Origin of the sequence: Gordonia sp. VNK1 (assembly GCF_040049135.1) — a bacterium.
Lineage (GTDB): Bacteria > Actinomycetota > Actinomycetes > Mycobacteriales > Mycobacteriaceae > Gordonia > Gordonia oleivorans.
The window spans coordinates 1-24510 of record NZ_JBDZDJ010000031.1 but is presented as its reverse complement, the minus strand read 5'-3'; the positions used below and the strand labels follow the sequence as shown (position 1 = coordinate 24510).

At 66.5% G+C, this 24510-nt stretch carries 21 protein-coding genes; 13 read left to right on the top strand and 8 right to left on the bottom strand.

The window, feature by feature from the left end:
• Positions 1 to 31 precede the first annotated feature (31 nt).
• The 3 genes from ABLE94_RS24405 to ABLE94_RS24395 all read left to right on the top strand — a co-directional run bounded on the left by ABLE94_RS24405 (position 32) and on the right by ABLE94_RS24395 (position 3411).
• Positions 32 to 727, top strand: a complete 696-nt coding sequence (locus ABLE94_RS24405) for a hypothetical protein (RefSeq protein WP_348810138.1) — start codon at positions 32 to 34, stop codon at positions 725 to 727.
• Positions 728 to 801: 74 nt separating this feature from the next.
• A complete protein-coding gene (locus ABLE94_RS24400) occupies positions 802 to 1866 on the top strand; it encodes an HNH endonuclease (RefSeq protein ID WP_348810137.1) in 1065 nt (354 codons plus the stop codon).
• A 477-nt stretch (positions 1867 to 2343) separates the two neighbouring features.
• Complete coding sequence (locus ABLE94_RS24395; protein WP_348810136.1) at positions 2344 to 3411, top strand: DUF7159 family protein; 1068 nt, start codon at positions 2344 to 2346, stop codon at positions 3409 to 3411.
• Between the two features lie 53 nt (positions 3412 to 3464).
• On the opposite strand, the gene ABLE94_RS24390 is transcribed toward ABLE94_RS24395, so the two are convergent.
• The 3 genes from ABLE94_RS24390 to ABLE94_RS24380 all read right to left on the bottom strand — a co-directional run bounded on the left by ABLE94_RS24390 (position 3465) and on the right by ABLE94_RS24380 (position 5845).
• Positions 3465 to 3755, bottom strand: coding sequence for a hypothetical protein (locus ABLE94_RS24390; protein ID WP_348810135.1), 291 nt, complete (start codon positions 3753 to 3755; stop codon positions 3465 to 3467).
• A gap of 227 nt (positions 3756 to 3982) precedes the next feature.
• A complete protein-coding gene (locus ABLE94_RS24385) occupies positions 3983 to 5122 on the bottom strand; it encodes a helix-turn-helix domain-containing protein (protein WP_348807580.1) in 1140 nt (379 codons plus the stop codon).
• Positions 5123 to 5269: 147 nt separating this feature from the next.
• Positions 5270 to 5845, bottom strand: a complete 576-nt coding sequence (locus ABLE94_RS24380; protein WP_348807565.1) for a hypothetical protein — start codon at positions 5843 to 5845, stop codon at positions 5270 to 5272.
• A 332-nt stretch (positions 5846 to 6177) separates the two neighbouring features.
• On the opposite strand from ABLE94_RS24380, the gene ABLE94_RS24375 reads away from it, so the two are divergent.
• The 3 genes from ABLE94_RS24375 to ABLE94_RS24365 all read left to right on the top strand — a co-directional run bounded on the left by ABLE94_RS24375 (position 6178) and on the right by ABLE94_RS24365 (position 7777).
• Positions 6178 to 6942: a metallophosphoesterase family protein gene (locus tag ABLE94_RS24375; protein WP_348810134.1), complete on the top strand. Its 765-nt coding sequence runs from the start codon at positions 6178 to 6180 to the stop codon at positions 6940 to 6942.
• Positions 6943 to 7029: 87 nt separating this feature from the next.
• Positions 7030 to 7485 (top strand): CdiA C-terminal domain-containing protein, encoded by a 456-nt coding sequence (locus ABLE94_RS24370; RefSeq protein ID WP_348807567.1) that lies wholly within the window; start codon positions 7030 to 7032, stop codon positions 7483 to 7485.
• On the top strand, positions 7478 to 7777 hold the full coding sequence (locus ABLE94_RS24365) for a hypothetical protein (RefSeq protein ID WP_348807568.1): 300 nt from the start codon (positions 7478 to 7480) through the stop codon (positions 7775 to 7777). The genes ABLE94_RS24370 and ABLE94_RS24365 overlap by 8 nt, the downstream gene beginning before the upstream one ends.
• 41 nt (positions 7778 to 7818) lie before the next feature.
• On the opposite strand, the gene ABLE94_RS24360 is transcribed toward ABLE94_RS24365, so the two are convergent.
• Together ABLE94_RS24360 and ABLE94_RS24355 are read right to left on the bottom strand one after the other, a co-directional pair.
• On the bottom strand, positions 7819 to 9144 hold the full coding sequence (locus ABLE94_RS24360) for a lipase family protein (RefSeq protein ID WP_348807569.1): 1326 nt from the start codon (positions 9142 to 9144) through the stop codon (positions 7819 to 7821).
• Positions 9145 to 9365: 221 nt separating this feature from the next.
• Positions 9366 to 12728 carry a DEAD/DEAH box helicase gene (locus ABLE94_RS24355; RefSeq protein WP_348807570.1) on the bottom strand — a complete coding sequence of 1121 codons (3363 nt, stop codon included), beginning with the start codon at positions 12726 to 12728 and terminating at the stop codon, positions 9366 to 9368.
• Positions 12729 to 12838: 110 nt separating this feature from the next.
• Between ABLE94_RS24355 and ABLE94_RS24350 the strand changes: the two genes are divergently transcribed.
• The 3 genes from ABLE94_RS24350 (at position 12839) to ABLE94_RS24340 (ending at position 15941) form a co-directional block, all read left to right on the top strand.
• Positions 12839 to 13636, top strand: coding sequence for a cyclase family protein (locus tag ABLE94_RS24350; RefSeq protein ID WP_348807571.1), 798 nt, complete (start codon positions 12839 to 12841; stop codon positions 13634 to 13636).
• On the top strand, positions 13636 to 15306 hold the full coding sequence (locus ABLE94_RS24345) for a thiamine pyrophosphate-binding protein (protein WP_348807572.1): 1671 nt from the start codon (positions 13636 to 13638) through the stop codon (positions 15304 to 15306). Before ABLE94_RS24350 ends, ABLE94_RS24345 begins: the two co-directional genes overlap by 1 nt.
• Positions 15307 to 15476: 170 nt before the next feature.
• Positions 15477 to 15941, top strand: coding sequence for a hypothetical protein (locus tag ABLE94_RS24340; protein WP_348807573.1), 465 nt, complete (start codon positions 15477 to 15479; stop codon positions 15939 to 15941).
• A gap of 84 nt (positions 15942 to 16025) precedes the next feature.
• Here the strand turns inward: ABLE94_RS24340 and ABLE94_RS24335 are convergent, their stop codons facing one another.
• Positions 16026 to 17018, bottom strand: a complete 993-nt coding sequence (locus ABLE94_RS24335) for a hypothetical protein (RefSeq protein WP_348807574.1) — start codon at positions 17016 to 17018, stop codon at positions 16026 to 16028.
• A gap of 460 nt (positions 17019 to 17478) precedes the next feature.
• On the opposite strand from ABLE94_RS24335, the gene ABLE94_RS24330 reads away from it, so the two are divergent.
• Complete coding sequence (locus ABLE94_RS24330; RefSeq protein ID WP_348807575.1) at positions 17479 to 17802, top strand: hypothetical protein; 324 nt, start codon at positions 17479 to 17481, stop codon at positions 17800 to 17802.
• Positions 17803 to 17945: 143 nt separating this feature from the next.
• On the opposite strand, the gene ABLE94_RS24325 is transcribed toward ABLE94_RS24330, so the two are convergent.
• Positions 17946 to 18713, bottom strand: coding sequence for a T3SS (YopN, CesT) and YbjN peptide-binding chaperone 1 (locus tag ABLE94_RS24325; protein ID WP_348807576.1), 768 nt, complete (start codon positions 18711 to 18713; stop codon positions 17946 to 17948).
• Between the two features lie 443 nt (positions 18714 to 19156).
• Between ABLE94_RS24325 and ABLE94_RS24320 the strand changes: the two genes are divergently transcribed.
• The 3 genes from ABLE94_RS24320 to ABLE94_RS24310 all read left to right on the top strand — a co-directional run bounded on the left by ABLE94_RS24320 (position 19157) and on the right by ABLE94_RS24310 (position 22923).
• Positions 19157 to 20077 carry a hypothetical protein gene (locus ABLE94_RS24320; RefSeq protein ID WP_348807577.1) on the top strand — a complete coding sequence of 307 codons (921 nt, stop codon included), beginning with the start codon at positions 19157 to 19159 and terminating at the stop codon, positions 20075 to 20077.
• Between the two features lie 98 nt (positions 20078 to 20175).
• Positions 20176 to 21369, top strand: a complete 1194-nt coding sequence (locus ABLE94_RS24315; RefSeq protein WP_348807578.1) for a TY-Chap domain-containing protein — start codon at positions 20176 to 20178, stop codon at positions 21367 to 21369.
• Positions 21370 to 21507: 138 nt separating this feature from the next.
• A complete protein-coding gene (locus tag ABLE94_RS24310; RefSeq protein ID WP_348807579.1) occupies positions 21508 to 22923 on the top strand; it encodes a carotenoid oxygenase family protein in 1416 nt (471 codons plus the stop codon).
• Positions 22924 to 23347: 424 nt separating this feature from the next.
• Here the strand turns inward: ABLE94_RS24310 and ABLE94_RS26510 are convergent, their stop codons facing one another.
• A complete protein-coding gene (locus ABLE94_RS26510) occupies positions 23348 to 23881 on the bottom strand; it encodes a nucleoside hydrolase (RefSeq protein ID WP_425476272.1) in 534 nt (177 codons plus the stop codon).
• Positions 23882 to 24510 lie beyond the last annotated feature (629 nt).

The following is a 24510-nucleotide window of genomic DNA, read 5'->3' as shown; positions in this document are numbered from 1 at the left end:
CCCTGGGCTCAACCTCGCACACGATCCCTTCGTGCAGGCCATCGCCCTGGGCCGTATCCCGGCCGAGTCGCGGTTGTCGGACGGGTCGGCGATGTGCGTGATCGCCGTACCGTCCCTCGACGGACGACGGATGCTCGGCTGGTATCGCCGCGATCGCGACGACATCTTCCGGTCCGGTACCTGGTGGGGCGACGCGGAGTGGATCGGTAGCACGAAAACTGTTCTGACAGAACGCCCTCCGGTGCAGGTGGGGCCGGAACGCTTCTACCACTTCGGTGAGATCGACGGAACCGTGCGGCCCGAACACATCGTCGCGGCAATCGTGGCCACCGTTGCCGGGCACGCCGACGTCATGGGTCTGCTGGGCGAGTTGCCCGCCGACCGCATCGGGCCGATCGAGCCCGCCGACACCATGGTCCCCGAGGTGGCCGGCCGGATGCTGGTCACCGACGACGCATTGACCAGGGTGATCCGCGACCACCTCGGCCCGGACGGGTGGCTCACCCGCCGCGAGGTCGACGACATCGGGTCCCGTGCGCTACACGAATGGTGCCCAACCGACGGCGAACGGTGCCCGTTCTGGACCGACCACGTCACCCGAATCCTCACGAGGGTCACCACCCCTGCCCCGCGCTACTACTCGTTCACCGCTCTGCAGATCCTTCACGAGGCCATCACCACCTGGCCCGGGTGCCCGGGGTTGTGCGTGCACGACCGCGAGTGGTGATGCGAGCGCCGACCCCGCGCCCGGGATCGGCGCTGCGCACCCGAATTCCGGCCACACTCCCTACACTTTTGCTCATGACCGCCGCTGATCCGCTGTCCCTCGGGCAACGCCTGGTCGCGGTTCTCGAGGGCGGGCATCGCACGGCGACATACAAACTCGCGGTGATGGTCGCACTCCTCGACATCGCCGTCGAATCGGTCCCCACCGACCCCGACGCCGCCGTCACCATCGACCTCGACGCCCTCACGCACCGGGTGATGGACCTGTACTGGCGTCAACTACGGCCCCTGGAGGGCCATGTCCTGCGTCAGTCCAACGACGGTCGCGGGGTGGTGTTCACCGAGGTCGCCGCGATGCGGGCGGCGGTCGCGACACCGGGACTGCGGGAGTCCCCACTGGACTCCGCCGCGACGGCCGCCCCCGAGGTGTACGCGGCGTCGCTGCTCGCGGTGAAGAAGAATCTGGTGCGCTATCCGCTGAAACTGCTGCAACGCGTCGGCACCGGCGGCTACGAGTGTTTCCTCTACGACGACGCCTGGCTCGGAACCGACTCGGTCCGCGTGATCGAGGCCCACGGCAACTGCATCGAACTGTTCCCCGGTGTCTGCCACACCCTCGCACGCCTGGCACCGCTGGTGAAGCCGGCCTTCCAGCTGGCATGGGTCGACGACGTGCGACGGATGAACAAGCAACTCCTCGACGAGGGGCCCGACCTCGCGCACCACTTGTTCGGCGCCGACCGCGTCTCACTGCAACGCCCGGCCCACATCCTCGGCGAGCACTTCGGCAACGACTGCTTCTACTGCCACAGCCACCTTCGGGCGCACCGGCACGTCGACCACGTCCTGCCGTGGTCACGTGTCGGCATCGACGGACTCACGAATCTGGTCCTGGCCTGCCCGAGTTGCAACGGCAACAAGTCCGACCTGTTGCCGGACCCCGATCACGTCACCCGGGCCCTCGGCCGCGGCCGCGACGTCCTCGACGAACTGGCGCAAGCGATCCACTGGCCCAGTCAGTACGACCGCGTGGCGTCGGCCGCGCATGGGCTGTATTCGACGCAGCCGCCGTCGACGCCGGTCTGGTATGCGGCGAGACAAGTGGCGCCACTGGGCCGTATCGATATCGTCTGGGGCTGACGTCGTCGAGGTGGCAGACGTGCCGGGCACGTGTCGGTTGCAATGCTGAATGCCGATCCCACCATTCGGCGATCGTGGCCGCGGAGCGTGACGCCATGGGCGACGCAACCTCCTACGTCTGCGGCGAGTGCGATTACCGTGCGGAGTTGGTGTCCGGCGATTTCGACTGCGGTTTCAACCGCGCGTGACCGTGACGCCTGTCCTCTGCACGCGTCACGGGCGTCGGTGTGGCCGGCCGTGCGATCAGTGGGACCGAATGACCTGTCCAGGCTGCGCACCGGTCGATGCGGGAAGCTCTGTCCGGACCGCAGACTCTGTGGGATTGACGCCCCGGCCGCCGGCACGACCGACCGCCGCCCTACTGTTACCGATCCCACATCCAGCCATCAGCATTTCCCCATGTCAGGGGCTCACACTGAGATGTGGTAGACCCTCCCGGGCCGACCTACGCACAGAGGCATGACCGCGGAGGTTCCCATGAGTATCGTTCTCGGACTTCATCTTCAGACCGACCGGGTGCTGGCCGTCGTCAGCGACGACCCGTCGCCCGGGGGTAGCGCATTCCACGAATCCCACCAGATCTTCCCCGTCGCAGTCCGGTGGCCCGCCGAATCATCGCCGACACTGCCCGGGCGCGGCCGACAGGACGGAATCTACCGTCACTTCCTCGACCACCTCGGCGATCCGCGCCCACTGTCCACATCGTCGGGCGGCCCGGCCCGTCTCGCCGACGATCTGGCCGGAGCACTCATCGCGCAGATCGTCGCGGCCGTCGAGGACTCCGTGCACTCCCACGCCTCCCGCGTTCTCATCGCACATCCGGCGTATTGGACTGTGGCACAGGTGTCATCGTTTCATCGGACACTCGTCGACGCCGGGCTCCACGGTCAACGCGCGCTTCTCGCACCGGATTTCGACGCGGCTCTCGAGTGGATCGATCACACCACCGGACTCGACGAGTCACATGGCGTCGCCGTGTGCGACCTCCGTGGGTCCTCAGCGGTGGTCGGGTACGCGCGCCGACCGCACTCCGGTCATCTCAGCACCGTCACCGCGCACAGTTTCCCCGGTATCGGCGTGGCCGACCTCGACGATCGGCTCGAGCGTCGTGTTCTGGCCAAGGCGTCTCGCTCCGGGTATCCGGTGCCGGCCCATCCGGCGCTGCGTGCCCAGGTTCGCGCGCGATGCGCTGAGGTTCGGATCTCGTTGCGCAGCATGGCCACTCATCTCGACATCGAGACTCCGGGACGTCGCGGCCTCGAGCATCACGACGTGGTGATCACCCTCGACGATCTCTACGGGCTCGCCCGCCCACAGGTCGTCGAGGTCGTGGACGCGCTGCAGCGATGTGCGCCGGCGGGACGGACACCCGATCACGTCGTCTTGATCGGTGGCGCTCCCGACTTTCCACTGCTGGCCGCGGTTGTCAGTGAACGGTTCGACTGCGCAGTCGTCACGCCGAAGGAGCCGGAACTTGTATGTGCGAGAGGTGCGGCACTTCTCGCGGCGGCTGTGCCGACTTCGACGCCGCTGTCGTCGGCCTGAACTTCGTCGCGAACGGTGCCGCCGAACAGGCTGCTGTCCCACGCGAACAAGGCTCACCGGAGCGCGAGTACGAGCCTCCACCTCTGGTAGTCGCCGACCGGCAGGCCCACTGGTTCGAGTCCGGCGCGAATGACCATGCGTTGACTCGGAAAGTTCTCAACATGGATGTTGCCCGTGACAATGAGGCGTGCCCGGCCCATCTCGGAGGCACGTTTTCTCCCGGCATCAATGCAACGACTTAGTAGTTCATCAGCGACGGCACCACCGTGCCCGCGAATCGAAATATTCACGGCGGCAACGGCAATGAAGACCTCCAGACTGTCATCGATCGGCGTGAGCTTCATGTGGGCGCACGCCGAGATCGTAACGCCATTCTCGCCCACCAGAAGGACGTCGCCACTCTTGAGGACCTGAGATGCCGACCGTAGGTAGCTCTGTGCCTCCCACTCCCATCGCCTGGGGTGCGGCAGCTTTCGACCCCCTGGTGTGCGCGGTCGATCCGTTGTACACGTGAATTGTTGAAGGCACACAGCGTCGGACCTCGTGGCGATCTCGCGCCACGTCAAAGAATTCACGTATCAGGGCCCGGCGACAGTGTCGTTCCGGCCGACTGCCCCACCGCTTCACTCACCATTGCTGCGTATCGCAAGGCGTCCGCGTCGTCGTCAGGTTCGGGAAAGTCCAGATCATCGATCGGAACGTCGAGTGCCCACGCCAGGTGCACCGGTGACGCCGCCCCGATCATGGTCTGCTCGCGAAGCGCAGCCAGGAGCGACAGCGGAAAGTATCGCGCCGACGACGCCCGCTCACGCGCGGCGACCGGATCACCGTATGCGTCGCCACGCGGTACCGCGGTCGGATTATCACGCATCAGCCGAAGCGTGGATTTGTTGATAGCCTGCGCAATTGAAGCATCGAAAGCGATTCGCGACGTGTCGACCCGGTTTCTCAGCGATTCGGTCGAGACACCGAGTTGCCAGACGATTGACGCCACTTCGTGTTCATCGGCAGCCGCGGCGACGCGGTCCATTGCCACCGCAGGAATCAAGAGCTGCGATGCGTACGCGTTCGCCGCCCTCTCGTCGCTGTCGCTCCTGGGCCGCTGTGCCGTCCGTCGGTCGTGATGGCCAAGCGCCAGATGGCCCAGCTCATGTGCCAGTGACCAATTGCTTCGAAACCAACTCGACATGCTCGCCAGAACAATGATGCCCCGATCGCCGAGTCGCAACGAGTAATCGGTGCTGAGCCCGGGAATCCGAATGACGTCCACTTCCAACGAACGCTCGACATTCTCGACAAACGTGAACACGAAGTCCTCGCCGAGACGCTCCCGCATGATCGTCGGCGATCGCGGAAGCTGTTTCGACGCCGCGGCGCCACGCGGAAAGGCTGCGCGGTAGACATCGACAACCTTGTCCAGCGCGGCCTGGTCCTCGCCGCGACCGGCATTCGTGCGGGTGCGGGTCTGCGCATCCCACGCGTGCCGGGCCGCAATGTCCACCCGGAACGGGTCGGGCGTACCCGTGATCAGCCAATGTGTATCAGCGCCCAGGACTTCGGCGATCCGCGCGACCTCGATACTTGACAGCCCACGCTGCCCGTTGAGGGCGCGGGACAGTGCGTCGGGTGTCATACCCGCACGTTCTGCAAGCTGACGTTGACTCATCCCGGCCGGCATGTGCTCGCGAATCCTGTCGCCGATCGCGGTCATGTCGTTCACCCGTTCCACCGTACGCTGCCGTTGGGAAATTCCCAACGACGATTCGACCCGCACCCGCCTGAATCGGCTTCAGCCGGCCATCACCGCGATGTGTAGGTTCACCCGGTCACGGCTGGCAGCCCAGTCGACCAACACCCCTCACCCGTCGTGTCGCTCCACCACGGCTCCTGCCTCAATGCGGAATCCTGCTGCCAGCGAATGACATTCGGTGGAGTCCTCGGCGAGCGTCGTGCAGGACAGCCCGGAGACGGTGATCCGGTGTCCGACGGGCAACGGCTTCGGCGTCGTCGGGCCCCATTCCGGCTGTAGGTAGTTCTCCACCTTCTCACCCGCGAGGACGACACTGTTGGGCGGTCCGGTGAACACGTCGTTGGTCATATCCGGGGTTCCGGGCGGAAATGTGGCCGCGCACAACAGGGTCGGCGCGCCGTTCTCGCCCGGGTAGATCGCACATTCGCGTAGCGGGGACGTGCCGTAAGACCAGTGGTAGTACCCCGGCTGGCCTGACTGTTGATAGTCGGCCGGGTCCACGTCGACGACCGTTGCCGTCGAACTCGCCGCCAGGGAACTCACCGTGGCCGAACCCGCAACCGTGGAGGTCTGCGCGGCGTCGGCGTCACTACACGCCGCCCCGAGCGGTACTGCGCCCAGCAGCGCCACGCAGAGAATGATCCTCGACCACCGTCGACCCATCGCCCGTGAACTCATCGTCATCGCCCCGTCCTCTCAACCGATATGTCGTTGACCCTATGCCAGAGGTCCGACAAGGATGTCCGGCTGCATCAACCGCCCGCACCGTATTGCCCTCGGCCTCGTCGGAACTCCTCGGCAACGAGAACTGTCGTAGCTGCCGGGCATACTGACGTCCTCAGTGACACCACACTTCAACGGTTGGAAGGATCCGCTTCGATGACGCAACGATTCTCTGGGGTCGCGGTTGCACGCGTCGCCGCTTCCGTAACCCCGACGCCTGCCGCTGGAGTGCGCTGCGAAACCCGTTCCACACAGCACGGTTTCGAGGTCACCACAACCACATACCGGCTGTGGTGACGCTCATCGCGTTCGGCGACTGGCATGGCAATGCCCTGTTCGCCGCCGACGCCCTCGACGCCGCGCCGGCCGACGATGATGCCCGGCTGATCCACGTCGGCGATTTCGGATTGTGGTCGGGATCCTCCGGGCAACGGTACCTACGTACCGTCGCCGAACGGCTCGGTGACCGCACCCTCTACGTCATCCCCGGGAACCACGAGTACTGGCCGGGACTTACGCTCGGCGACAAGACTTTCGGATTCTCCAGTGTCGACGCCGACGGCTTCCTGAGGTCTCGTCGACATCCGAGCATCCGGGTCGCGACGCGCACGAATGTCTGGGAGTGGGATGGTGCGGTCTTCGCTAGCCTCGCCGGCGCCAACAGCATCGACCGGGACCAGCGTCGTGCAGGCGTCAGTTGGTGGCCGGAGGAATCACCCACTGCCGACGATGTGGAGTCCTTGATCGGGCAGGTGGAAGGTCGCGACGTCGACGTCTTCATCACCCATGACGCTCCTGATGACGCCATCACGGAGCTGAATCTGTACCCGGCCTCCCGTGCGCCGATGTGGTCACCGCGGGCGCTCGCGTACGCACAGGAATCTGCGGCCATCGTCGGGGTGGCACGCAGTGCGCTGCGGCCACGCCTGCAGATCTGCGGGCATCACCACGTTCGGCGGACATGCACCGTCGGTGTTACCCGCGTCGAGTTCCTCGCCGATGACATGGGTACGTTGCGGGACAACAGGATTGAGGTGGGGGCTGATGATCTGAGATGACGAGAAGATCGTGCGGTGACCAGCCCTTCAGGGGCATAGCTCACATCGATTGGAGGCAGCGCCATCCTATTTGATGAGCTCCCCCAGTTGACGATCGTCGACAAACCCGGTGGCCTCGATCGCCCTTTGAGAAAGACAGCGGCCCGGTATTACGAAGAGCAGCGCGTTGCCCCTGAAGTCGACGCCGATCGTCACTTCCAACGTAGCGAACGACGCACGGCGGAAAGGCTGCGCGTCCTTGGGTTTCGGGTGCTGTCGATCGACGACACCAGCGAACTTCCCGATGCCGACGCACTCGTGGACGGTCTGCCGGTGGAGATCAAGAGCACCTCCGTCGGAACAGAGAACGCGGTTTACAAGCAGATTCGCAGAGCAGCGCTGAAGACAGACCGCGTAGTGCTCGACGCCAGCGGCACCCCGCTCGACCTCACAACCGCGACCAGAGCGGTCGCCAACGTCGTGAGAGTCTCCGGCCGCAGCCTCCGCGAGATCCTGATATTCATGGGTAGTGGTGACGCGGTATCGTGGGGCCGTGATGAGTAGCGCCGAAACCTCGGTCTACGTCGACCGGGCGCCCGGTGTCGACGTCACTTCCGTGCGCGCCATCGTTGCCGATGTCATCAACCTCGGTGGCATCGTGCCACCCTCGTATCAGGCTTGGGATGTCGTACGTGACGAGGGACTCGCCGCACCCGGCTCGGATGTGTCGGTGGATCTCCTGCAGCTGTCCGAGCCGACATTGTCAAAACTCGCGACCGCGATTCGCGACTCAGTGCAGGCCGCTCTCGGCGTACGGGCGCGACTCGAATCCGAGGTTCCTGGACTGGCGGGTTGAGTTTCGGCGTCGGGTTACGGGGGCCTCGACACGGTCCTCCGCTATCGCTCCGGACCGGCTCGACCAGCGGACGATGCGGCGAGTGACGGTTCGGCTCCACCGGCGAGTGGTGCCCGTCGACGGGTGCGCATGAACCGTGGACGTGGCTGCCCCACAAGTGAAGTGACGGTGCGGTCACGTGCGGGACGGCCCTCGAGTCGATGCGACAACCATTTCACGGCGAGGGGACCCGAGAACGGGAGCAGGGTGAAGTGTTCGCTGAGTTGGTCGCGGATGTAGGTGACCGGTACGCCGTAGTCACGGTAGTTCGCGGTCAGCTCGTCGATGTCGTTGATGCCGATCACCTCGTCGTGGACGGCCTGGATGACGAGCAGCGGAATGGTGGGTTCGTGGGAGCCGAGTCCGAGGTCGGTCATCATCTCGACGATCTCGGGCTGGGCGAGGAAGTCGGCGATCGGGATGTCGATGTCGTCGCCGATGTCGTGGTTACGGAACTCGCGCAGCGCGTCGACGGTCCCCATCTCGGAGATCGCGGCGAGGTCGCGCCGACCCGTCTCGGTGAGGTGTGCCTCGAAGGCCGCGTCCAACGCCGGATACACCCGGCGCAGACCGGCCATCACCATCAGCGGCAGGCCGGCGTGGAAACCACCGTTGAGACGCAACAATGCCGACGCCATGTCGCCGACCGGAGATCCGAGGACCGCGCCGATCAGGTTGAGCTCCGGCGCATAAGTCGGGGCCATCTCCGCCGCCCACGCGGTGGCCATGCCGCCACCGGAGTAGCCCCACAAACCGACGGGTGTGTTCGGCTCGAGTCGCTTGCCGGCGAAGTTGATGGTCGCGCGGATGCCGTCGAGGGTGCGGTATCCGGGTTCGCGCGGTGCGCCCCACGCGCCGAGCATGCCCTCATGGTCGGGGATCGTGACGGCCCAGCCCTTGGCGAGCGCACGACGCACCACGAGGAACTCGAACGGCGCGATCGCGTGCGTGGCGCCCGTACCCTTGCGCAGTGCGTAGGACGGGAAGCATGCCGACGTGACGGCGTCGATGGCGCACTGGAACGACAGCAACATGAACCGGCCGTGCGGAGCAGGCTTCCGGGGCAGCACGATCGTGGTGGCGGCCACTCCGGCGACCCCGTTGAGGTCGGTGGAGCGGTACAGCAACTGCCACGCCTGACTCTGGTGGTGCGACGCCCAGAAGTCCTTGAGCTCGACCTGACGGGAGCGGATGACCTCACCGGGCGTCAGCGACGCCACGTCGTCGGGGGCGTCGAAGAACGAATCGTCGGTGGGCAGCAGGGCACGCGGTTGCACCGGCTCCTCGTGGGTTTCCGGTTGGCCGGCACGTCGCACATCGACACTCATCGCACACCTCGATCCTTTCGCGGGACTCCTGTGCGCAAGGCTGCAGGCGCCGACGACGGAGTCACGCCACACTCATGTCAACGGTCGGCGCGGCGTCATGATTCCGATACGGGTGTGCAGGTCCGGTGACATCCCTCGCGTACCGGCCACGCTGTGAGGTTCGGTGAACATACCCGAGTAGTGGCCCCGACTACATCGCCCCGGGCAACATCTCGTACGCGCTACCCGCCGATCAACTCCCTGATGTCGTCGGCGCTGATCGCCGACCCGAAGAGGTCACCCTCATCGATGACCGCGTTGAACAGTTCGCGTTTACGCTCCTGAAGTGCAACGACTTTCTCCTCGATGGTGCCTGCCGACACCAGCCGGTACACATTGACCGGACGGGTCTGGCCGATCCGATGCGCGCGATCGACGGCCTGCGCCTCACTGGCCGGATTCCACCAGGGATCGCAGACGAAGCAGTAATCGGCCTCGGTGAGGTTGAGACCGAACCCACCGGCCTTCAGACTGATCAGGAACACCTGGGTCTTCCCACTGGCGAAGCGCTTGATCTCGGCGCCGCGTTGCTTCGCCGACATCGAACCGTCCAGATAGCTGACATCGATACCCAGCCCGACGAGCCGGTCCTCGATGAGCCGCAGGAACCCGGTGAACTGGCTGAACACCAACGTCGAGTGGCCCTCTGCGATGAGTTCGGGGATCTGCTCGGCGAGATAATCGATCTTGGCCGAGGCGACCTCGGCGTGCTTGTCCTCCACCAGCCCGGCATGCAGGCTCAGCTGCCGAAGCATCGTCAGTGACCGGAAGATGGCGAACCGGTTCTCGTCGAAGTCACCGAGCAGCCCCAGGACCTTCTGCCGTTCCCGGGTGAGCCGGGTCTGATAGATCTTGTCGTGCTTGGTGTTCAGGTCGATCGACAGGACCTGTTCCTGCTTGGCCGGCAGATCGGCGGCCACCTGCTCCTTGGTGCGCCGCAACATCACCGGGTGAATCCGCCTGCGCAGCAACGCCAACCGTTCGGGTTCCTGACCGGATTCGATGGGTTTGCGGAAGAACTCGGTGAAGGTCTTCGGTGAGGAGAACAGCCCGGGCACCGTCAGCGTCAGCAGCGCCCACAACTCCATCAGGTTGTTCTCCATCGGCGTTCCCGTGATGGCGACCTTGAAATCGGCGCGCAGCCGCCGCGCACACTGATATCCCTTGCTGTTGTGATTCTTGACGAACTGCGCCTCGTCAAAAAGTATTCCGGTCCAGTCGATCTCGTCGAACTCGTCGAACCCGATACGCATCAGCGCGTACGAGGTGACGACGACCTGCTTGCCGGCCACCCGCTCGGCGAGTGGCACACCGACACGCGCACTGGTCGCGGTCACCGCGAGGACGTCCAGATCGGGGACGAAGCGCTCGGCCTCGGCCACCCAGTTGCTGATGACGCTGGTCGGCGCCACCACCAGGAAGCGGCCGTCCGGCTCCTCGTTCAGTGCTGCCGCGACCATCGCGAGTGTCTGGACGGTCTTGCCCAACCCCATGTCGTCGGCGAGGATTCCACCGATCCTGTTCTCCCACAAAAAGTTCAGCCAGGTGAGACCCGCGGTCTGGTAGTCACGCAGCTCGGCCCGGAAGCCGTCCGGCGTCGGGCACGGTTCGGGCGGCGTCGCGGCGGCAAGGCGCTCCATCCGGGATCGCCACACCGCCAGCTCCTTGTCGACGACGCCGAGCGCGAGCAGTTCCTCCCACAGCGTGGCGTTGACGGAACGTTGCCGAACCTGACCGTTCTCCAACTCGCCCAACGCTTTTGCCTCGGCAACGAGTGCGGCGAGGCGACTCAGCTCCGGGGTGTCGAGGGCAAAGTAGGTCCCGTCGGCGAGCAGCATGTGCGTGGCCTCCGCGGAGAGTTCGGCCAGCACATCCGGCAGTGGTACCGACTGTCCGTCGACGTCGATGGTGATGGCCAGGCCGAACCAGTCGGAGTCGCCGAAACCATCTGCGCCGATGGAGATCTGGGGCGCCGACCGCGCTTCCCGATAGTCGAGGACCTCACCATGGATGGCCACCTCGACGCCGAGCTCCTCCAGCTGCGGGATCACCTCGACGTGCAGCATCGCCGTCTCCATCGGGGTGAACACCAGCGATCGGGTCAGTTGCCGGATGTCGGCCGCGCGGATGAGATCATCGGGGTCCTGCTGAACGAGTTCGATCAGTCCCGGGCCGCCGACCACGTGCGCGGCATAGGCGATCATCTGTCGGCGCCACGTCACACACAGACGCGCCGCCTGCTCCAAATGCGGCCGAATCGCTTGCCACGCAGCATTTTCCGCCCGGCGATCGCGAATCCCCGACCGGTGCTCGCCTTCAAAGGTGCGTCGCTGCCCGTTGACCTGATAAACGACCTCCCACGTCGCGCGGGTGCCGGCATCCGTCGGCCGCAGGGTGAGCAGCAACTCCGGTCCGGTGGTCTCGGCGACCTCGAGGGCGTCGTCGGCCACCTGCACCGGCATCACGTCGACGAGCCGGGGCAGGAACTCGCTGGTGAACTCCTCGGCCTCGTCGTCGGGGATGCGCACCACGCCACGGGAGAACAACTCCTGCAGCGCGTCGATCGACGGGGGTGGCGTGAACGGCCCCAGCAGGAGCGTGTCCTCGGAGCGCGCGACGATGCCGTGGGGTTCCGGGTCGCCGATCATCTCGGCCGGCGATCCGTCCCAGGTGTATCCGTCGAGGGCGATGCTCGGGGCGACGGCGAGTCCCTCGTCGTCGCGGATGACCCGTAGCTGCGCCGAGGAACCGCTCAGCAACGCAATGGTGCTGGTGTGGGTGGTCTTGGCGTGGGCGACCAGGGTGACGCCGGCGTCGACGGCCGCGTCCAGCAGATCCCAGATCTCTGCCGGCGCCAACGCCAGATCCAGGGTTTGGTCCATGCCGTAGGGGTGATTCGCGCGGAAGGCCCGTCCGATGGCTCGCACCGGTCCGAGCTGTTCGGGCACGAAGTATCCGGGTGCATGGTCGCGTGTCGACCGATTCCACGCCGACCGGTGACCGGGTTCGATCGTCTGCCAGCTCACCCCGGTCCGTACCCACGCTCCGGTCTTGCCGGGTGTGACCAGCCGGAGCGTCGGCGCCTCGATGGTGTTCGCCGTGGCTCCCGGCATCTCGACGAGGATTCCCAGCAGCGCGTTACCGGCGACCTCGGACACGTCCGGGGTGTCGGGGGCCAGGTCACCGAGCAGGCGACGCCACGCACTCGCCGATGCGGTGTCGACGATCGACAACCCGGGTTGCGGGTAGCTGGCGGCGAGCAACAACGCGACACCGTGTTTGCAGTTGTAGCCGACGGGGCAGCTGCACCGCGTCTCGATCAGCTCCCGATCGCCCCCACCGACGTCATCGAGATCGGCCTCGACCCGATAGCTCTGTCCTCGGGCACCGCGGCACCGCCCACCCACAACGAGACCGTCGGCGCTCCACTTCAGGTCGCTGATCCGGCGTTCATTCGCATACTCCACGCCCCGCGACACGGTCGCGTGGTCGAAGTCGTACTCGAGCTCATTGGGATCGATGTCCAATGGCAGAAACGGCGCCATGCGATCACGATAATCGGCACCCCGCGGCACCGATCCGCAGGTTCGGTGCGTGTCGCCGGGCATGATGAGTCCCAGCCGTACCGCAAATATCACCAGCACAGGGAGCCACGATGACCACATCCGACACCGCCTCGATCCTGTCCGACTTCGTCGACGCGCTCGCCGGCGGGCGACTGCAGGTCGTCGATCTCACCACCCCGCTGAGCAGCGACACGCCCGCCCTGCGGCTGCCGGAACCCTTCGTCAACCTGATCGACTTCAGCCTCGAAGAAGTCAGCGCCTACAACGAGCCCGGCCCCTTCTGGCGGCACAACAACATCCACACCGGCGAGCACATCGGCACCCATCTCGACGCCCCAGTGCACTGGATCACCGGCCGCGACGGCGACGACGTGTCGCAGATCCCGCCGCGGCGGCTGATCGGGCCGGCCGCGGTGCTCGACCTCACCGACAAGGTCGCCGACGACCCCGACTACCTGCTCACCGTTGCCGATGTGGAGGCGTGGGAGGCCGAGCACGGTCGCCTCGCCGCCAGTGCCTGGCTGCTGCTGCGCACCGGGTGGGAATCACGCGGGCACTCCGAGGCGGCGTTCCTCAACGCCGACGACACCGGCTCACACACCCCGGGCGTCACCGTCGAGTGTGCGCAGTGGCTGGCCACCGAACGGGAGATCACCGGCCTGGGTGTGGAGACCGTCGGCGTCGACGCGGGCCTTGCCGGCGGTTTCGATCCGGCATTCCCGGTGCACAACTACTTCCTCGGTAACGACAAGTACGGCGTCACCTCACTCCGCAACCTCGGGCAGTTGCCGGCCACCGGAGCCGTGCTGATCGTCAGCCCATTGCCCATCGTCGGCGGCACCGGCAGCCCGTCGCGGGTGCTTGCGGTGATCGACGGCGCGAACTGATGGATTCCGGGGTCACCTACGGCCCGACGGTCGCCGACGTGGTCGGCCGGGTTCTCGCCGATCTCGGTGTGGGGCATGCCTTCGGGGTGGTCGGCAGCGGCAACTTCGTCATGACGAATGCGCTGCGCGCCGGCGGGGTGCCCTACACCGCCGCGCGCCACGAAGGTGGCGCCGCGACCATGGCCGACGCCTACTCGCGGATGTCGGGGCGCGTCGGCGTCGTCACCCTGCATCAGGGTTGCGGCCTGACCAACGCGATGACCGGGATCACCGAGGCCGCCAAGAGCCGCACCCCGATGATCGTCCTGGCCGCCGACAGCCCGGCCGCCGCACTGCGATCCAACTTCCGCATCGACCAGGAACACCTGGTCCGCAGCGTCGGCGCGGTCGCCGACCGCGTGTACTCGTCGGCCACCGCGGTCGCCGACGTGATCCGCGCGTACCGGACCGCGGTCACGAGACGACGCACCGTGGTACTCAACGTCGCCATCGATGTGGCGGCGTCCGAGGGTACTGCGGTGGGCCCGATCCGGGTCGATGTCACGCCACCGCGGGTCCGTCCCGACGCGGAATCGGTGACGAGACTGGTTGCGGCGCTGCGTGATGCGCGGCGGCCGGTCTTCGTGGCCGGCCGCGGGGGCCGGGGTGCGGGTCCGCGGATCGCCGAACTGGCAGCGGCGACAGGCGCTTTGGTCGCGACATCGGCGGTCACGAATGGCCTGTTCGCCGGCGATCCCTTCTCCCTCGGCATCTCCGGCGGCTTCTCCACCGACACCAGCGCCGACCTCATCGCCGGGGCGGACCTGATCGTCGGCTGGGGGTGCGCGCTGAACATGTGGACGATGCGCCACGGTCGGCTGATCGGCGCCGACACCACCGTCATTCAGGTCGACGACGACGTCGACGCGATCGGCGCGCATCGTCCGGTGGACGTCGGGGTGGTCGGCGATTGCGCACTGACCGCTGTCGATGCTCTTGCGGTGGTGACCGGCGACCCGGCACCGGTCGGCTACCGCACCGACGAGGTGAAGGCACGGATCGTGGAATCGTCACGGTGGCAAGATGTTCCGATAGCGGACTCGTCCACGAACGAGCGTATCGATCCTCGCCTGCTCTCCGTCGAACTCGATCGGCTGTTGCCCCTCGAGCGGATCGTGTCCATCGACTCCGGGAACTTCATGGGTTACCCGTCGACGCACCTGTCGGTGCCCGACGAGTTCGGCTTCTGCTTCACGCAGGCGTACCAGTCGATCGGGCTCGGGTTGTACACGGCGATCGGTGCGGCCGCCGCACAGCCGGACCGGTTACCGGTGCTGGGGACCGGTGACGGCGGATTCCTGATGGCCATCAGCGAACTGGACACCGCTGTACGGGAACGGCTTCCGCTGGTGGTGATCGTGTACAACGACTCCGCCTATGGCGCCGAGGTGCATCATTTCGGGAACGCGGACATGTCCACGGTCACCTTCCCGGAGACCGACATCGCCGCCATTGCACGGGGTTTCGGTGCCACGGGTGTGACGGTGCGCGAGGTGGGCGACCTGGCCGTGGTGCGGGATTGGCTGGAGTCGTACGAGGCCGGCGGCACGACGGGGCCGCTGGTCATCGACGCGAAGATCACCAGCGACGGCGGTTCCTGGTGGTTGGCGGAGGCATTCGCCGGGCACTGAGGAGTCCACCGGACTACAGGTGCCTCCCCCGATTGGGGGAGGCACCTATCCACCGGCCGATCCACCGGTCGGTGGGGTTTGCGTGGTGGCGTTGCACGGCAAAGTCATTGGTGTCAGAAACACAGCCCAGCCCCACCGGGACCGGACGTCACAGACACCAGGAGCACGTCATGTCGAAGAACATCAAGAACCGCACCCTCGCCGTTCTCGCCGGCACCGGGATCGCCGCCGCCATCGCCGTCGGGGGCGCCGGACTCGCCTCGGCCGGAACGGTGCCGGTCACCCACCCCGGCGAGCCGACCGTCGCGATGACCCTGACCAATCACACCAACCGCACCGAGTTCCTCGCCTCGGCCACCCCGGGCTCGGGGCACTGGGTGGACGCGCCGGCCTTCACCCTGGCCCCCGGGGCGTCGGAGACGGTCGTCGCGGTGGCACCGACGGCCCCCTCGGAGACGGTGTTCGTGAACTACCACATCGGAGCGTTCGGCCCGACCGCCACCTACAACGTCGAGAATGTGCGCGGTGACGTCAACACCGGCATGACCGGGACCTCGGGTGGGCACTACTTCATCAACACGCCCCGCATCGAGTCCGGCTTCCCGAACGTCAACGTCAGCTACGACCTGTGGTGAGACGCTGACTCATCCGACAACCATTCCCGCCGAGGCCTTCGCGTCGGCGGGAATCGTTGCGTCTGAGCGCTTATCGTGTGGCGCTCAGCCCGGGCAGGTCGTCCCGGACGCGTCCGGTCCGCCGGCGATCCGGTCGACGATGCCCTCCTCGACGTTGATCGCGAGCTGACCGCCCGGAAGCGTCACGAGATATCCGGGCCGCGCAAACGGTCCACCGGCCGCGAGCGGAGTGGCATCGGGGTAGGCCGCGGTCACCTTGCTCTCCGGATCACCGAGGGTGATGCCCTTCTCGGTCATGACGGTGGGTCCGGTCGGGCTGTTACCCGACGCCTCGACACAGGTGATGGGGTCGCCCCGTACGGCGAGACTATTCTGTCCGCTGAGTTCGGGGCCGCGCTGACCGTCGCCCTTGTTCTCGAAGGTCAATCCGGTTGCCGCGTCGGCCTGCTCGATGGTCATGCCGACCTTCACGACGCCGAGCGACGTCGGGGTGATCGTCAGGGTGGTGCCGGTCCAGGAGCCGGAGTTCTGCGCTGCCGCGCTGGTCGGAGTGGATGCGCTGGAGGTGGGTGCGCCCGTCACATACTGGCCCGTGCACATGTTGAGGTAGTGCGTGGGATCGAAGGCCTCACCGTGCTGCGGGAAGTACCACTCCAGGTTCTGATACATCAGTTGCCCGTCGCAGGTGCCGAGGTTGAACGCGACCACCTGGGTCTGTTCGGGGAACAGATCGGCCTCGATCTTCGTCGGGTCCGCCCATGCCGCCGTTCCGACGGCATGCGCCTCCGGTCCACCCCACGACGACCAGACCACGTTGTCGACCTCGCCGAGAACACCGGCGCCGCCGTTGTAGATCTTCGCCGGCTTGATCTCGCCGTACCCGGTTTGATTGGCACCCCAGACCTTGCCGAGAGTCGCGTTCAATGCCAACGACGGTGCAGCACTGGCGGACCCACCGGCCGTCGTCGTCGCCCCGGACTGCTCACTCGTGGCGGAACCGTTGACCGACGAGCACGCCGCCGTCGCCGTGAGAAGTGCCGCGCAGACGAGGGTGGGTAGTAGTCGAAGTGGTCGCATCGCTGGGGCTCCTCGGACGCTGGTGATGAGGCTCGGAGCGTAACAATATCGCCCGCTTCGGAACTCTTATGCGGCTGCTGCACTTCGGTTTTCGACTGTTCGGACGATAGACATACCGGTACATTCACCCTATTCACGACAAAGCGGAGAACCGGCCCCGTCCACCGCGTGGGGGCGCCTGCGGTGTCGTCTCGACGCTTCGCGCGGCAGCTGCTGCTCGACGCGGCGTCCGCTCGCTCGCGCGGTCATTGCACAGAACGCGCGAGTGTGGGCGTACCGCGGGAAGCAGAACTGCCCGCGCCAATGCCGCCAGGACACCGAATCACCAATTGCGACAAATGGTTCAACACGGAACATCTCGCTCGGCTCCCCCTATTGGCCGACTGTGGTCGATCGCAGCCATCGCTAATGTCGACGGCAGTCGGGGACTGTCGAAAGTCCAGTCACCTCAGGAGAAAACGTGAAGCTTCGAAATCGCGTCGCCGCGACCGTACTTGCCGCCAGCGCCGCGGCCACAGTGGCGACAGCCACCACTGGTGTTGCCGGAGCAGCGCCAACCGGCTGCACCAAAGGCGGCGGCAACACCTACGCAACAGCCAAGTGCACCGGTGGAACTGGCTGGTACCAGGCGTACGCGACATGCTTCAACCCGACCATCCCAGGGGCGACGTTCTACAAGTTCGTCGAGGGGCCATGGAAGAAGGCGCGCAGCGGTGAGACCTCGACGGTCGTCTGCCCCATCCTGTACGCGGTCGACTACCGCGGGGTGGGCATCAAGAACTGACATACGGCCACTGCACGCCACATCCATCTTGTGACGACTGTCCAATAGCTCTGTGGCCGGGATGAACTCACTTCTCTAGGACCTGTGAGTTACGAGGAATGGTGTCATCCCGGCCATCTCATGCGACGCGCACGGCACGCTCCTCACGCACCCTGCGGTCGCTCCCATCGCATGTTGCTCTCCGCCGACAGGGCTATCGCGGCGAGCAGTACCGGCAGGAAGGTCTCCATGGCCTGTCGCCGATTGTCGCAACGACGGGCCTCGTCGCCGTCTCCGCGGGCCTCGAACTTCGGCGCGACCGCCGTGTACAAGGCGATGTGCGCCTGACAGATTCGGGCGTAGCGCCGCAACAGTGGCCCATTGGCCCGCGAGGTACGCATGATCGAATCGGCGGTGACCGTGCTCCGATCGGTGTGGTACCGGACGATCATCTCGGCCAACGCCTGCGGCATCACCTCGATCTCGCACTCCGGATTCGGTGCCATCCCGGGGTCGAGTTGCTCCTCGATGTCGATGGCACCTTCGCGCAGGAATCGACGCCAGTCGGCCAGTGCGGCAACGAGATTGTCTGGCGAGAAGATCTTCGCATCCACCGCCTTGACGGCGAACACGTGCGCTTTGGTGACAACGATGGAGATGTCGGGCCAGCGCGACGAGTGTTCGGCGATCACCGCACCCAGCAACTCCATGTCGGGCGTCTCGTGGCCGACGATGGTGCAGAACTCAATTCGAAGGGCCTCCGGCGACACGAGGATCGTGGTGTGCATCTCGTCGAAGGTGAGACCGATGACGTCGCGGACGATCTCGACGTCCTCTTGGAGACACGCGGCGAGCGTGTCCCGGACCATCGTCAGCAGATGCCCGGCATCCTCCGACGCGGCGGCGACCGCGGCGCGTGCGTTCAACGACACCGCCACCTCAACCGTCCCGTCCGGCAACTTCCGCACGGGTGACGGAACCCCGTCGTCGAATCCCGATCCCCGCTCCCGAAATCCTCTGATGCCATGCTGCCTCCCCGTGCCGTCGGTCATCGACGATGTCCGTCTGGGCAACACCATAGATCCGGGTACCGACAATTCGGACGTCGGTGGATGACGGGTGTGCCCGGGCGTGTGTTGTGTTGGTCCATAACCCATTTCACGCGGCAGCTTCTGCTCGACGCGGCGCCCGCACGCTCACGCGGTCATTGCACAGCCAGCGTGAGCGCGGGGGTACCGCGTCGCCACGAACCGACCGCGTGAAGCGAACAGAAGGGACGCGTGAGGGTCGTCCGACCTCGGTCCGACATCACACACGCACTTTGTCGTACCCCATCACTACCGTGGCACACACATCCGATCCAGGAGGTTGCCCGATGACCGTCTCCACCGACCACAACACGCTCACCTTCGCGTTCCCCGAGGTCGATCCGGCCGCGGTCCTGCACATCACCTTCCACCGGACACTGCGTGTCCCCGACGACGACACGACCTACGGCCTGCCGCCCAGTTTGGGCAGCTTCGCCCTTCGGGAGACCACCAATGGTGCTGCCGACGTCCTGATGCCGATGTGGCAGTCAGAGGCCGCGTGGATCGATTTCACTGCGCCGAAGGGCTATTCGTTCCTGGTGAAGGTGGGTGTGGGAGGAATCAACGCGATCACGGGTGACGCCTTCACCGCTGAACCGGACTTCGACGCCGGGGACTACCTCGAGACCGACGAGCAACCGTGGCTCGACGGCTACCGGGTGGACGCGACCACGGTGCGGCAGTTCGTCGCGCGGCGCCTCGGCACCGGGTACACGGTGGCCGAGCAGTTGACCGGTGCCCACAGTGGCGCCCTCGAGTTCTCGGTGGTGCCGCTCCGTCGCGACAAGTGGCAGCACATCGCGCCCATCGTCGCCGACGGTCTCTGCTTCGCGGCACCACCCGATGACCCTGCGATGGGTCTCGGCGCCGGCGGGTCCATCGCACAGTCCATCGCCACACCGATTCAGCCGCACGAGAATTGGTGTCAGGATGTCAGCGAGCGAGCGTCGGTCCGGATCATCGACTCGGCGTCGTGGCAGCAGCTCACCGACGAGCCGCCGCATCATCGGCCGCTGACGATCGAGGAGTACGCGCAGTACGGATTCCCGTGGTTCGCCTGGTACGACGACACCCTCGCGCGGCAGGGAGCGTCGCCGTTCGAGACGGTGAAGACCGTCAGAGAGGTCGGCACGGACCTCGGTGAAAGCCCACTGCCGGACAACACCGGCTTCACACCGCCGACCCCGCACATCGTCGGCGGTGCGTGAGTCGCCACCGCCCGCCAACGGGGCACGGATATGTCGTACCCCCGCCGTAACGTAGTGGCCGAGGAGAGGTCCACCCCTCTCCGACGAAAGGAGATTCGATGAGCACCAACGGTTTCGACTCGTCGATCGACGACGCCTGGCGCGGATTCCGGGCGGTCCTCGCGGACGTGCTCGGTGATCTCTCCGACTCGGAGAGCACCTGGCTTCAGGTGACCGGCCTCGTGGCCGACGATACGGCCACGCGATTGGACATCACCCTCACCGGCGCCCATCGGGTACGCATCACGGTGCGCGCCGATGCCCCCGACGGCGTCGTCGACCGCCATCTCCTGCAGGTCGAGCAGCTCCGTGCGCTGGGCTGGCGGCGACTGCGCAACGGCAGCTACATCGCCGAGGGCAGTCGGGCTCGTGCCGATGACCTCGCCTCGCTCACCGTCGACACCTTGCGCCAGGTGTGGCAGGTGGTGCATCCGGCCTTCCTCGCCGCCCCGTTCCTGCCACCGTCACCCGAGCCTGAACCCACCCTGCGGATCGGGACCGCACCGCACGACGCCGATCATCTGCGGTCACTGATCCACACCATGCTCGAGACCGCCGCCGGATGCACCATTGACCTCGACGAGGACGGGGACCTTCCGCTGCCGACCCGGCCCTACGCGTCCTGGTTGCGGGTGTGCGGTTCCGCGCCGTGCATCGAGGTGTTCACCGTCCTCACCGACAAGGTGATCGATCCCGCGCACGCCGCGACGGTGATCGCCGCACAGCCCACCGACCACGCGGCGATACGCCTGCTCCTGCGCGGCCGGACCGTCGTCGCCCAACGCATCATCGATGCCGCCGTCTTCGTCCCGGAGAACATCAACGGCGCCCTCAACGACTGGTTCACCTTCGTCGAGGACGACGCGCCACGCATCGTCCGACTGGCCACCACCCGCGAAAAACACACCACAGCAACGGATTCTGACCCCGACGAGGAGGGGTCACTACCCGATGCACTGCTCACCATCCTGCACCTCGACCTCGACAACGCCACCCTGAACCCACACGAGGTCGCCGAGATCTGCGAGCACGACCGCTCGGCGGTGCTGCGGTACATCCGTATCTGCGAGGAGCAGGAATCGTCGTGGAACTCCTCCGCCGACGACGCGAACCGTTCCGGTGACGCCGAGGAACGCGACGCATGCCGTCACGAGGCGCGATCGTGGGCGGCCACGGCCGCCAAGCTGCGCGCGGCCTTACGCATCGTGGCGCTCCCGGATTCCGGGCGGCGGGGGATTCGACCGATCGCGTGACGGCGGAATCTCGGGAGCGGTCGGCCGCACGGCCCCCGGGATGTCCGATTTCGGTCTAGGCTCACTCCCATGGCCCGGTGGATCGACACGGTCGAGAACGCCTGATCCCCGACCACGTCGTACCGAGAGGCCAGAGCCATGACCACCGACTCCCCCGCCACCCGACCCGCGCCGGTCGACATCGCCCACCACAGTCACCTCACCGGTGTGTTCGCGCCGCAACGTGAGGAGGTCGACGTCGCCGACCTCACCGTGCACGGCGACCTGCCGGCCGATCTGCGGGGCAGTTACCTCCGCAACGGGCCGAACCCCCGGTTCGATCCGATCGGCTCGTATGTCTATCCGCTCGACGGTGACGGCATGGTCCATCGCATCCGCTTCGACGGCGGGCGGGTCGGCTATACCAACAAGTTCGTCCGGACGCCGATGGTGACGGCGGAAGAGGCTGCCGGACATGCCATCTGGTCCGGCATCACCGACGGGTACACCCCGCCCGCCGAGGAGGCCGGTCCCGACCTGGCGGGAACCTTCCGCCAATTGCCCGACATCAACATCGTCCGGCATTCGGGCCGGCTGATGGCGATGGCCGAATCCGACCATCCGTACCTGCTGAATCCGACGGATCTGTCGACGATCGGTCCCACCCACTGCGACGGCGCGATGCTGGTGGGCAGCACCGCGCACCCGAAGACCGATCCGCGAACAGGTGAGCTGATCGTGTTCAACTACGCTCTCGAGGCCCCGTATCTGACGTGGTCGGTGATCGCCGCCGACGGTCAGGTGACGCGGACCCCGACACCGGTCGACGGGGTGACCGATCCGATGATGATCCACGACATGGCGTTGACCGCGCATTACGTCGTGCTGTTTCTGTGTCCCTTGGTTTTTGACATCGAGGCGATGCTGACGGGCGGTTCATTGCTGTCGTGGCGACCCGATGACGGCGCCCGCATCGCACTCCTCCCCCGCGACGGTGGCCCGGTCCGGTGGGTGCACACCGACCCGTTCTGGGTGTGGCACTTCGCCAACGCCTTCGACAACCCGGACGGCACGATCACCGTCGACTACGTGGAGTGGACCTATCCGGGTGGCTTCGCCGACGTCGACCGGCCGGCGACGTCGACGCTCACCCGTGCCGTCATCGACGCCGGTGGCTCCATCACGCGGAACGTTCTCAGCGACAACGCACTCGACATGGAGTTCCCGCGCGTCGACGACCGCCTGCTCACGCTCGACCATCACCGGGTCGCCTCGGTGGCGCGCGGTCCGCACGACGACGCCACGCGCGACAGTCTGTGGTTCCACGATCTCGCCGCGGGCACCGAAGACTATTGGAGCCCGGGCGTGGCGATCGGCGAACCGATCTTCTTACCCGGCGCGCACCACGACTACTGGGGAGCGATCGGCACCGACCCGGACAGCCTTCGCTCGAGCTTCTATCTTCTCGACGCCGACGCCCCCGCCGACGGACCGATCGCCACCATCGACCTGCCGATCCGGGTGCCGGCGGGACTGCACGGGGCGTGGCTGGCCGACGACGCAGACGCGAGCTGACAACGTCAGGGCAGAGGCTCGTGGTCCCCGCTCGGGCAGTCTCTGGACTCGAGCTGGGCGAGTTTCCACATCGCCCTCACCGCGTTGAGATCGACGTCCACAGCGGCCTCGGACCGGTCCGAATCAGGCCATGGCCCTGGGTGTCCGGTGGTTCCGCACACCTTGGCGCTCGATCCACGGGTCGCGATCCGCATGGTCGAGGTGGTCCAGGCGAAGGCTGCGGGATTGACCGCCGCCGTCGCGGCCACCAGATCGTGGCACGGGGCCGACCATCCGGAGCCCCGCCCCAGCGGGCGTCGACGCAAACCATAGGAGCGCGTCGCCGCGAACCCCCCTATCTGGCCGGCTGTCATGTCCGTGCGGCGCAGGATGAATCGACGACTCACATCGAGCCCGACCCACCGTATGGAGAGATCCGACCGGATCACGGACGCAGTCGCTTGTGGGTCGTGCCGGGTGTTGGTGTCGCGGATCCGCGCGTCCATCGGTGATCGGCTGACGCCGACTCCGCCGGACACCACGATCTGCAGGCGACGCAACTGTGTACGGCTGCCGTGCGAGTGAGCGCCGTCGCCAGGTTCGTCAACGGACCGATGCACAGGAGGACACCGCTCGGTTCCGACCGGGCGAACTCGATCATCACCTCGGACGGTTCGGGAGTCAACGTCGGCCGGTAGATCCGCTGCGCGACGGTCGTGGAGTCCCCAAGACCGTCGTGGCCATGAACCGCCGACGGTCGCCACCGTGGCGGCGGTCGCTTCGCGCCGGACCACACCGGGACGGTCGGTACCGCGAGACTCGCGTTCCGCGCGGCCGCCGGCGCCGACACGTTTCCCCACGTCGATGTGACACCCCACAATCTGCCGGTCGCCGCCAGCGCACGTAAGGCGACGACGTCGTCCAGACCTCCATCGGTGTCGACGAGGACGGGCGTTCCCGCGGTGCCTCTCCGCGTCATGTGGTTCAGTATCGTCCGCTTGGTTTCTGGGCTGGGATCGTCTGCTTCTGCCGGCCGGCGGGCGGTGACGGCGCGGGTGCTGTTCGTCGACGCGGTGCCCGCGCGCTCACGCGGTCGGTGCAATGCGCGCGTGACCGTGGAGACGCCGCGGGAACGTGGACGTGCCGCGTGAAGGCCGGCGTGGCGCGGGTGCTGTTCGTGGACGCGGTGCTGGCATGCTCACGCGGTCAGTGCACTGAGCGCGCGAAGACGACGGCGCCGCGCCAACGAGCATGTGCCGCGGGAAGACCGGCGTGGCGCGGGTGCTGCTCGTCGACGCGGTGTCTGCATGCCGGCGCGGTGTCTGCATGCTCACGCCCTCGGTTCACTGTCCGCGCGAGGACGGGGCGCCGCGCGAGCGTGGACGTGCCGCGCGAACTCTGCTCTGCGTGGCGCGGTTGGTTCTTGTCGACGTGGTGTCTGCATGCTCACGCGCTCGGTGCACTGAGAGCGTGAACGTGGGGGCACCGCGGGACCGAGCAGCGCCCGCGTGAACACGACCGGTGGATGCGCGAAAAAGGGCCGGGAATGCGGTGATGCCCCGCGAAACCCGAAGGTTTCGCGGGGCATCCCGGAATGATAGTTCGGCG

What these genes read in the sequence shown, in the direction of transcription:
- ABLE94_RS24340 (WP_348807573.1), top strand. Translation starts at nt 15,477, where the DNA reads ATGTCGAAGAACATCAAGAACCGCACCCTCGCCGTTCTCGCCGGCACC.
- ABLE94_RS24320 (WP_348807577.1), top strand. Translation starts at nt 19,157, where the DNA reads ATGACCGTCTCCACCGACCACAACACGCTCACCTTCGCGTTCCCCGAG.
- ABLE94_RS24315 (WP_348807578.1), top strand. Translation starts at nt 20,176, where the DNA reads ATGAGCACCAACGGTTTCGACTCGTCGATCGACGACGCCTGGCGCGGA.
- ABLE94_RS24400 (WP_348810137.1), top strand. Translation starts at nt 802, where the DNA reads ATGACCGCCGCTGATCCGCTGTCCCTCGGGCAACGCCTGGTCGCGGTT.
- ABLE94_RS24395 (WP_348810136.1), top strand. Translation starts at nt 2,344, where the DNA reads ATGAGTATCGTTCTCGGACTTCATCTTCAGACCGACCGGGTGCTGGCC.
- ABLE94_RS24335 (WP_348807574.1), bottom strand. Translation starts at nt 17,018, where the DNA reads ATGCGACCACTTCGACTACTACCCACCCTCGTCTGCGCGGCACTTCTC.
- ABLE94_RS24385 (WP_348807580.1), bottom strand. Translation starts at nt 5,122, where the DNA reads ATGACCGCGATCGGCGACAGGATTCGCGAGCACATGCCGGCCGGGATG.
- ABLE94_RS24390 (WP_348810135.1), bottom strand. Translation starts at nt 3,755, where the DNA reads ATGAAGCTCACGCCGATCGATGACAGTCTGGAGGTCTTCATTGCCGTT.
- ABLE94_RS24310 (WP_348807579.1), top strand. Translation starts at nt 21,508, where the DNA reads ATGACCACCGACTCCCCCGCCACCCGACCCGCGCCGGTCGACATCGCC.
- ABLE94_RS24365 (WP_348807568.1), top strand. Translation starts at nt 7,478, where the DNA reads ATGAGTAGCGCCGAAACCTCGGTCTACGTCGACCGGGCGCCCGGTGTC.
- ABLE94_RS24350 (WP_348807571.1), top strand. Translation starts at nt 12,839, where the DNA reads ATGACCACATCCGACACCGCCTCGATCCTGTCCGACTTCGTCGACGCG.
- ABLE94_RS24345 (WP_348807572.1), top strand. Translation starts at nt 13,636, where the DNA reads ATGGATTCCGGGGTCACCTACGGCCCGACGGTCGCCGACGTGGTCGGC.
- ABLE94_RS24355 (WP_348807570.1), bottom strand. Translation starts at nt 12,728, where the DNA reads ATGGCGCCGTTTCTGCCATTGGACATCGATCCCAATGAGCTCGAGTAC.
- ABLE94_RS24360 (WP_348807569.1), bottom strand. Translation starts at nt 9,144, where the DNA reads ATGAGTGTCGATGTGCGACGTGCCGGCCAACCGGAAACCCACGAGGAG.
- ABLE94_RS26510 (WP_425476272.1), bottom strand. Translation starts at nt 23,881, where the DNA reads ATGACGCGGAGAGGCACCGCGGGAACGCCCGTCCTCGTCGACACCGAT.
- ABLE94_RS24380 (WP_348807565.1), bottom strand. Translation starts at nt 5,845, where the DNA reads ATGACGATGAGTTCACGGGCGATGGGTCGACGGTGGTCGAGGATCATT.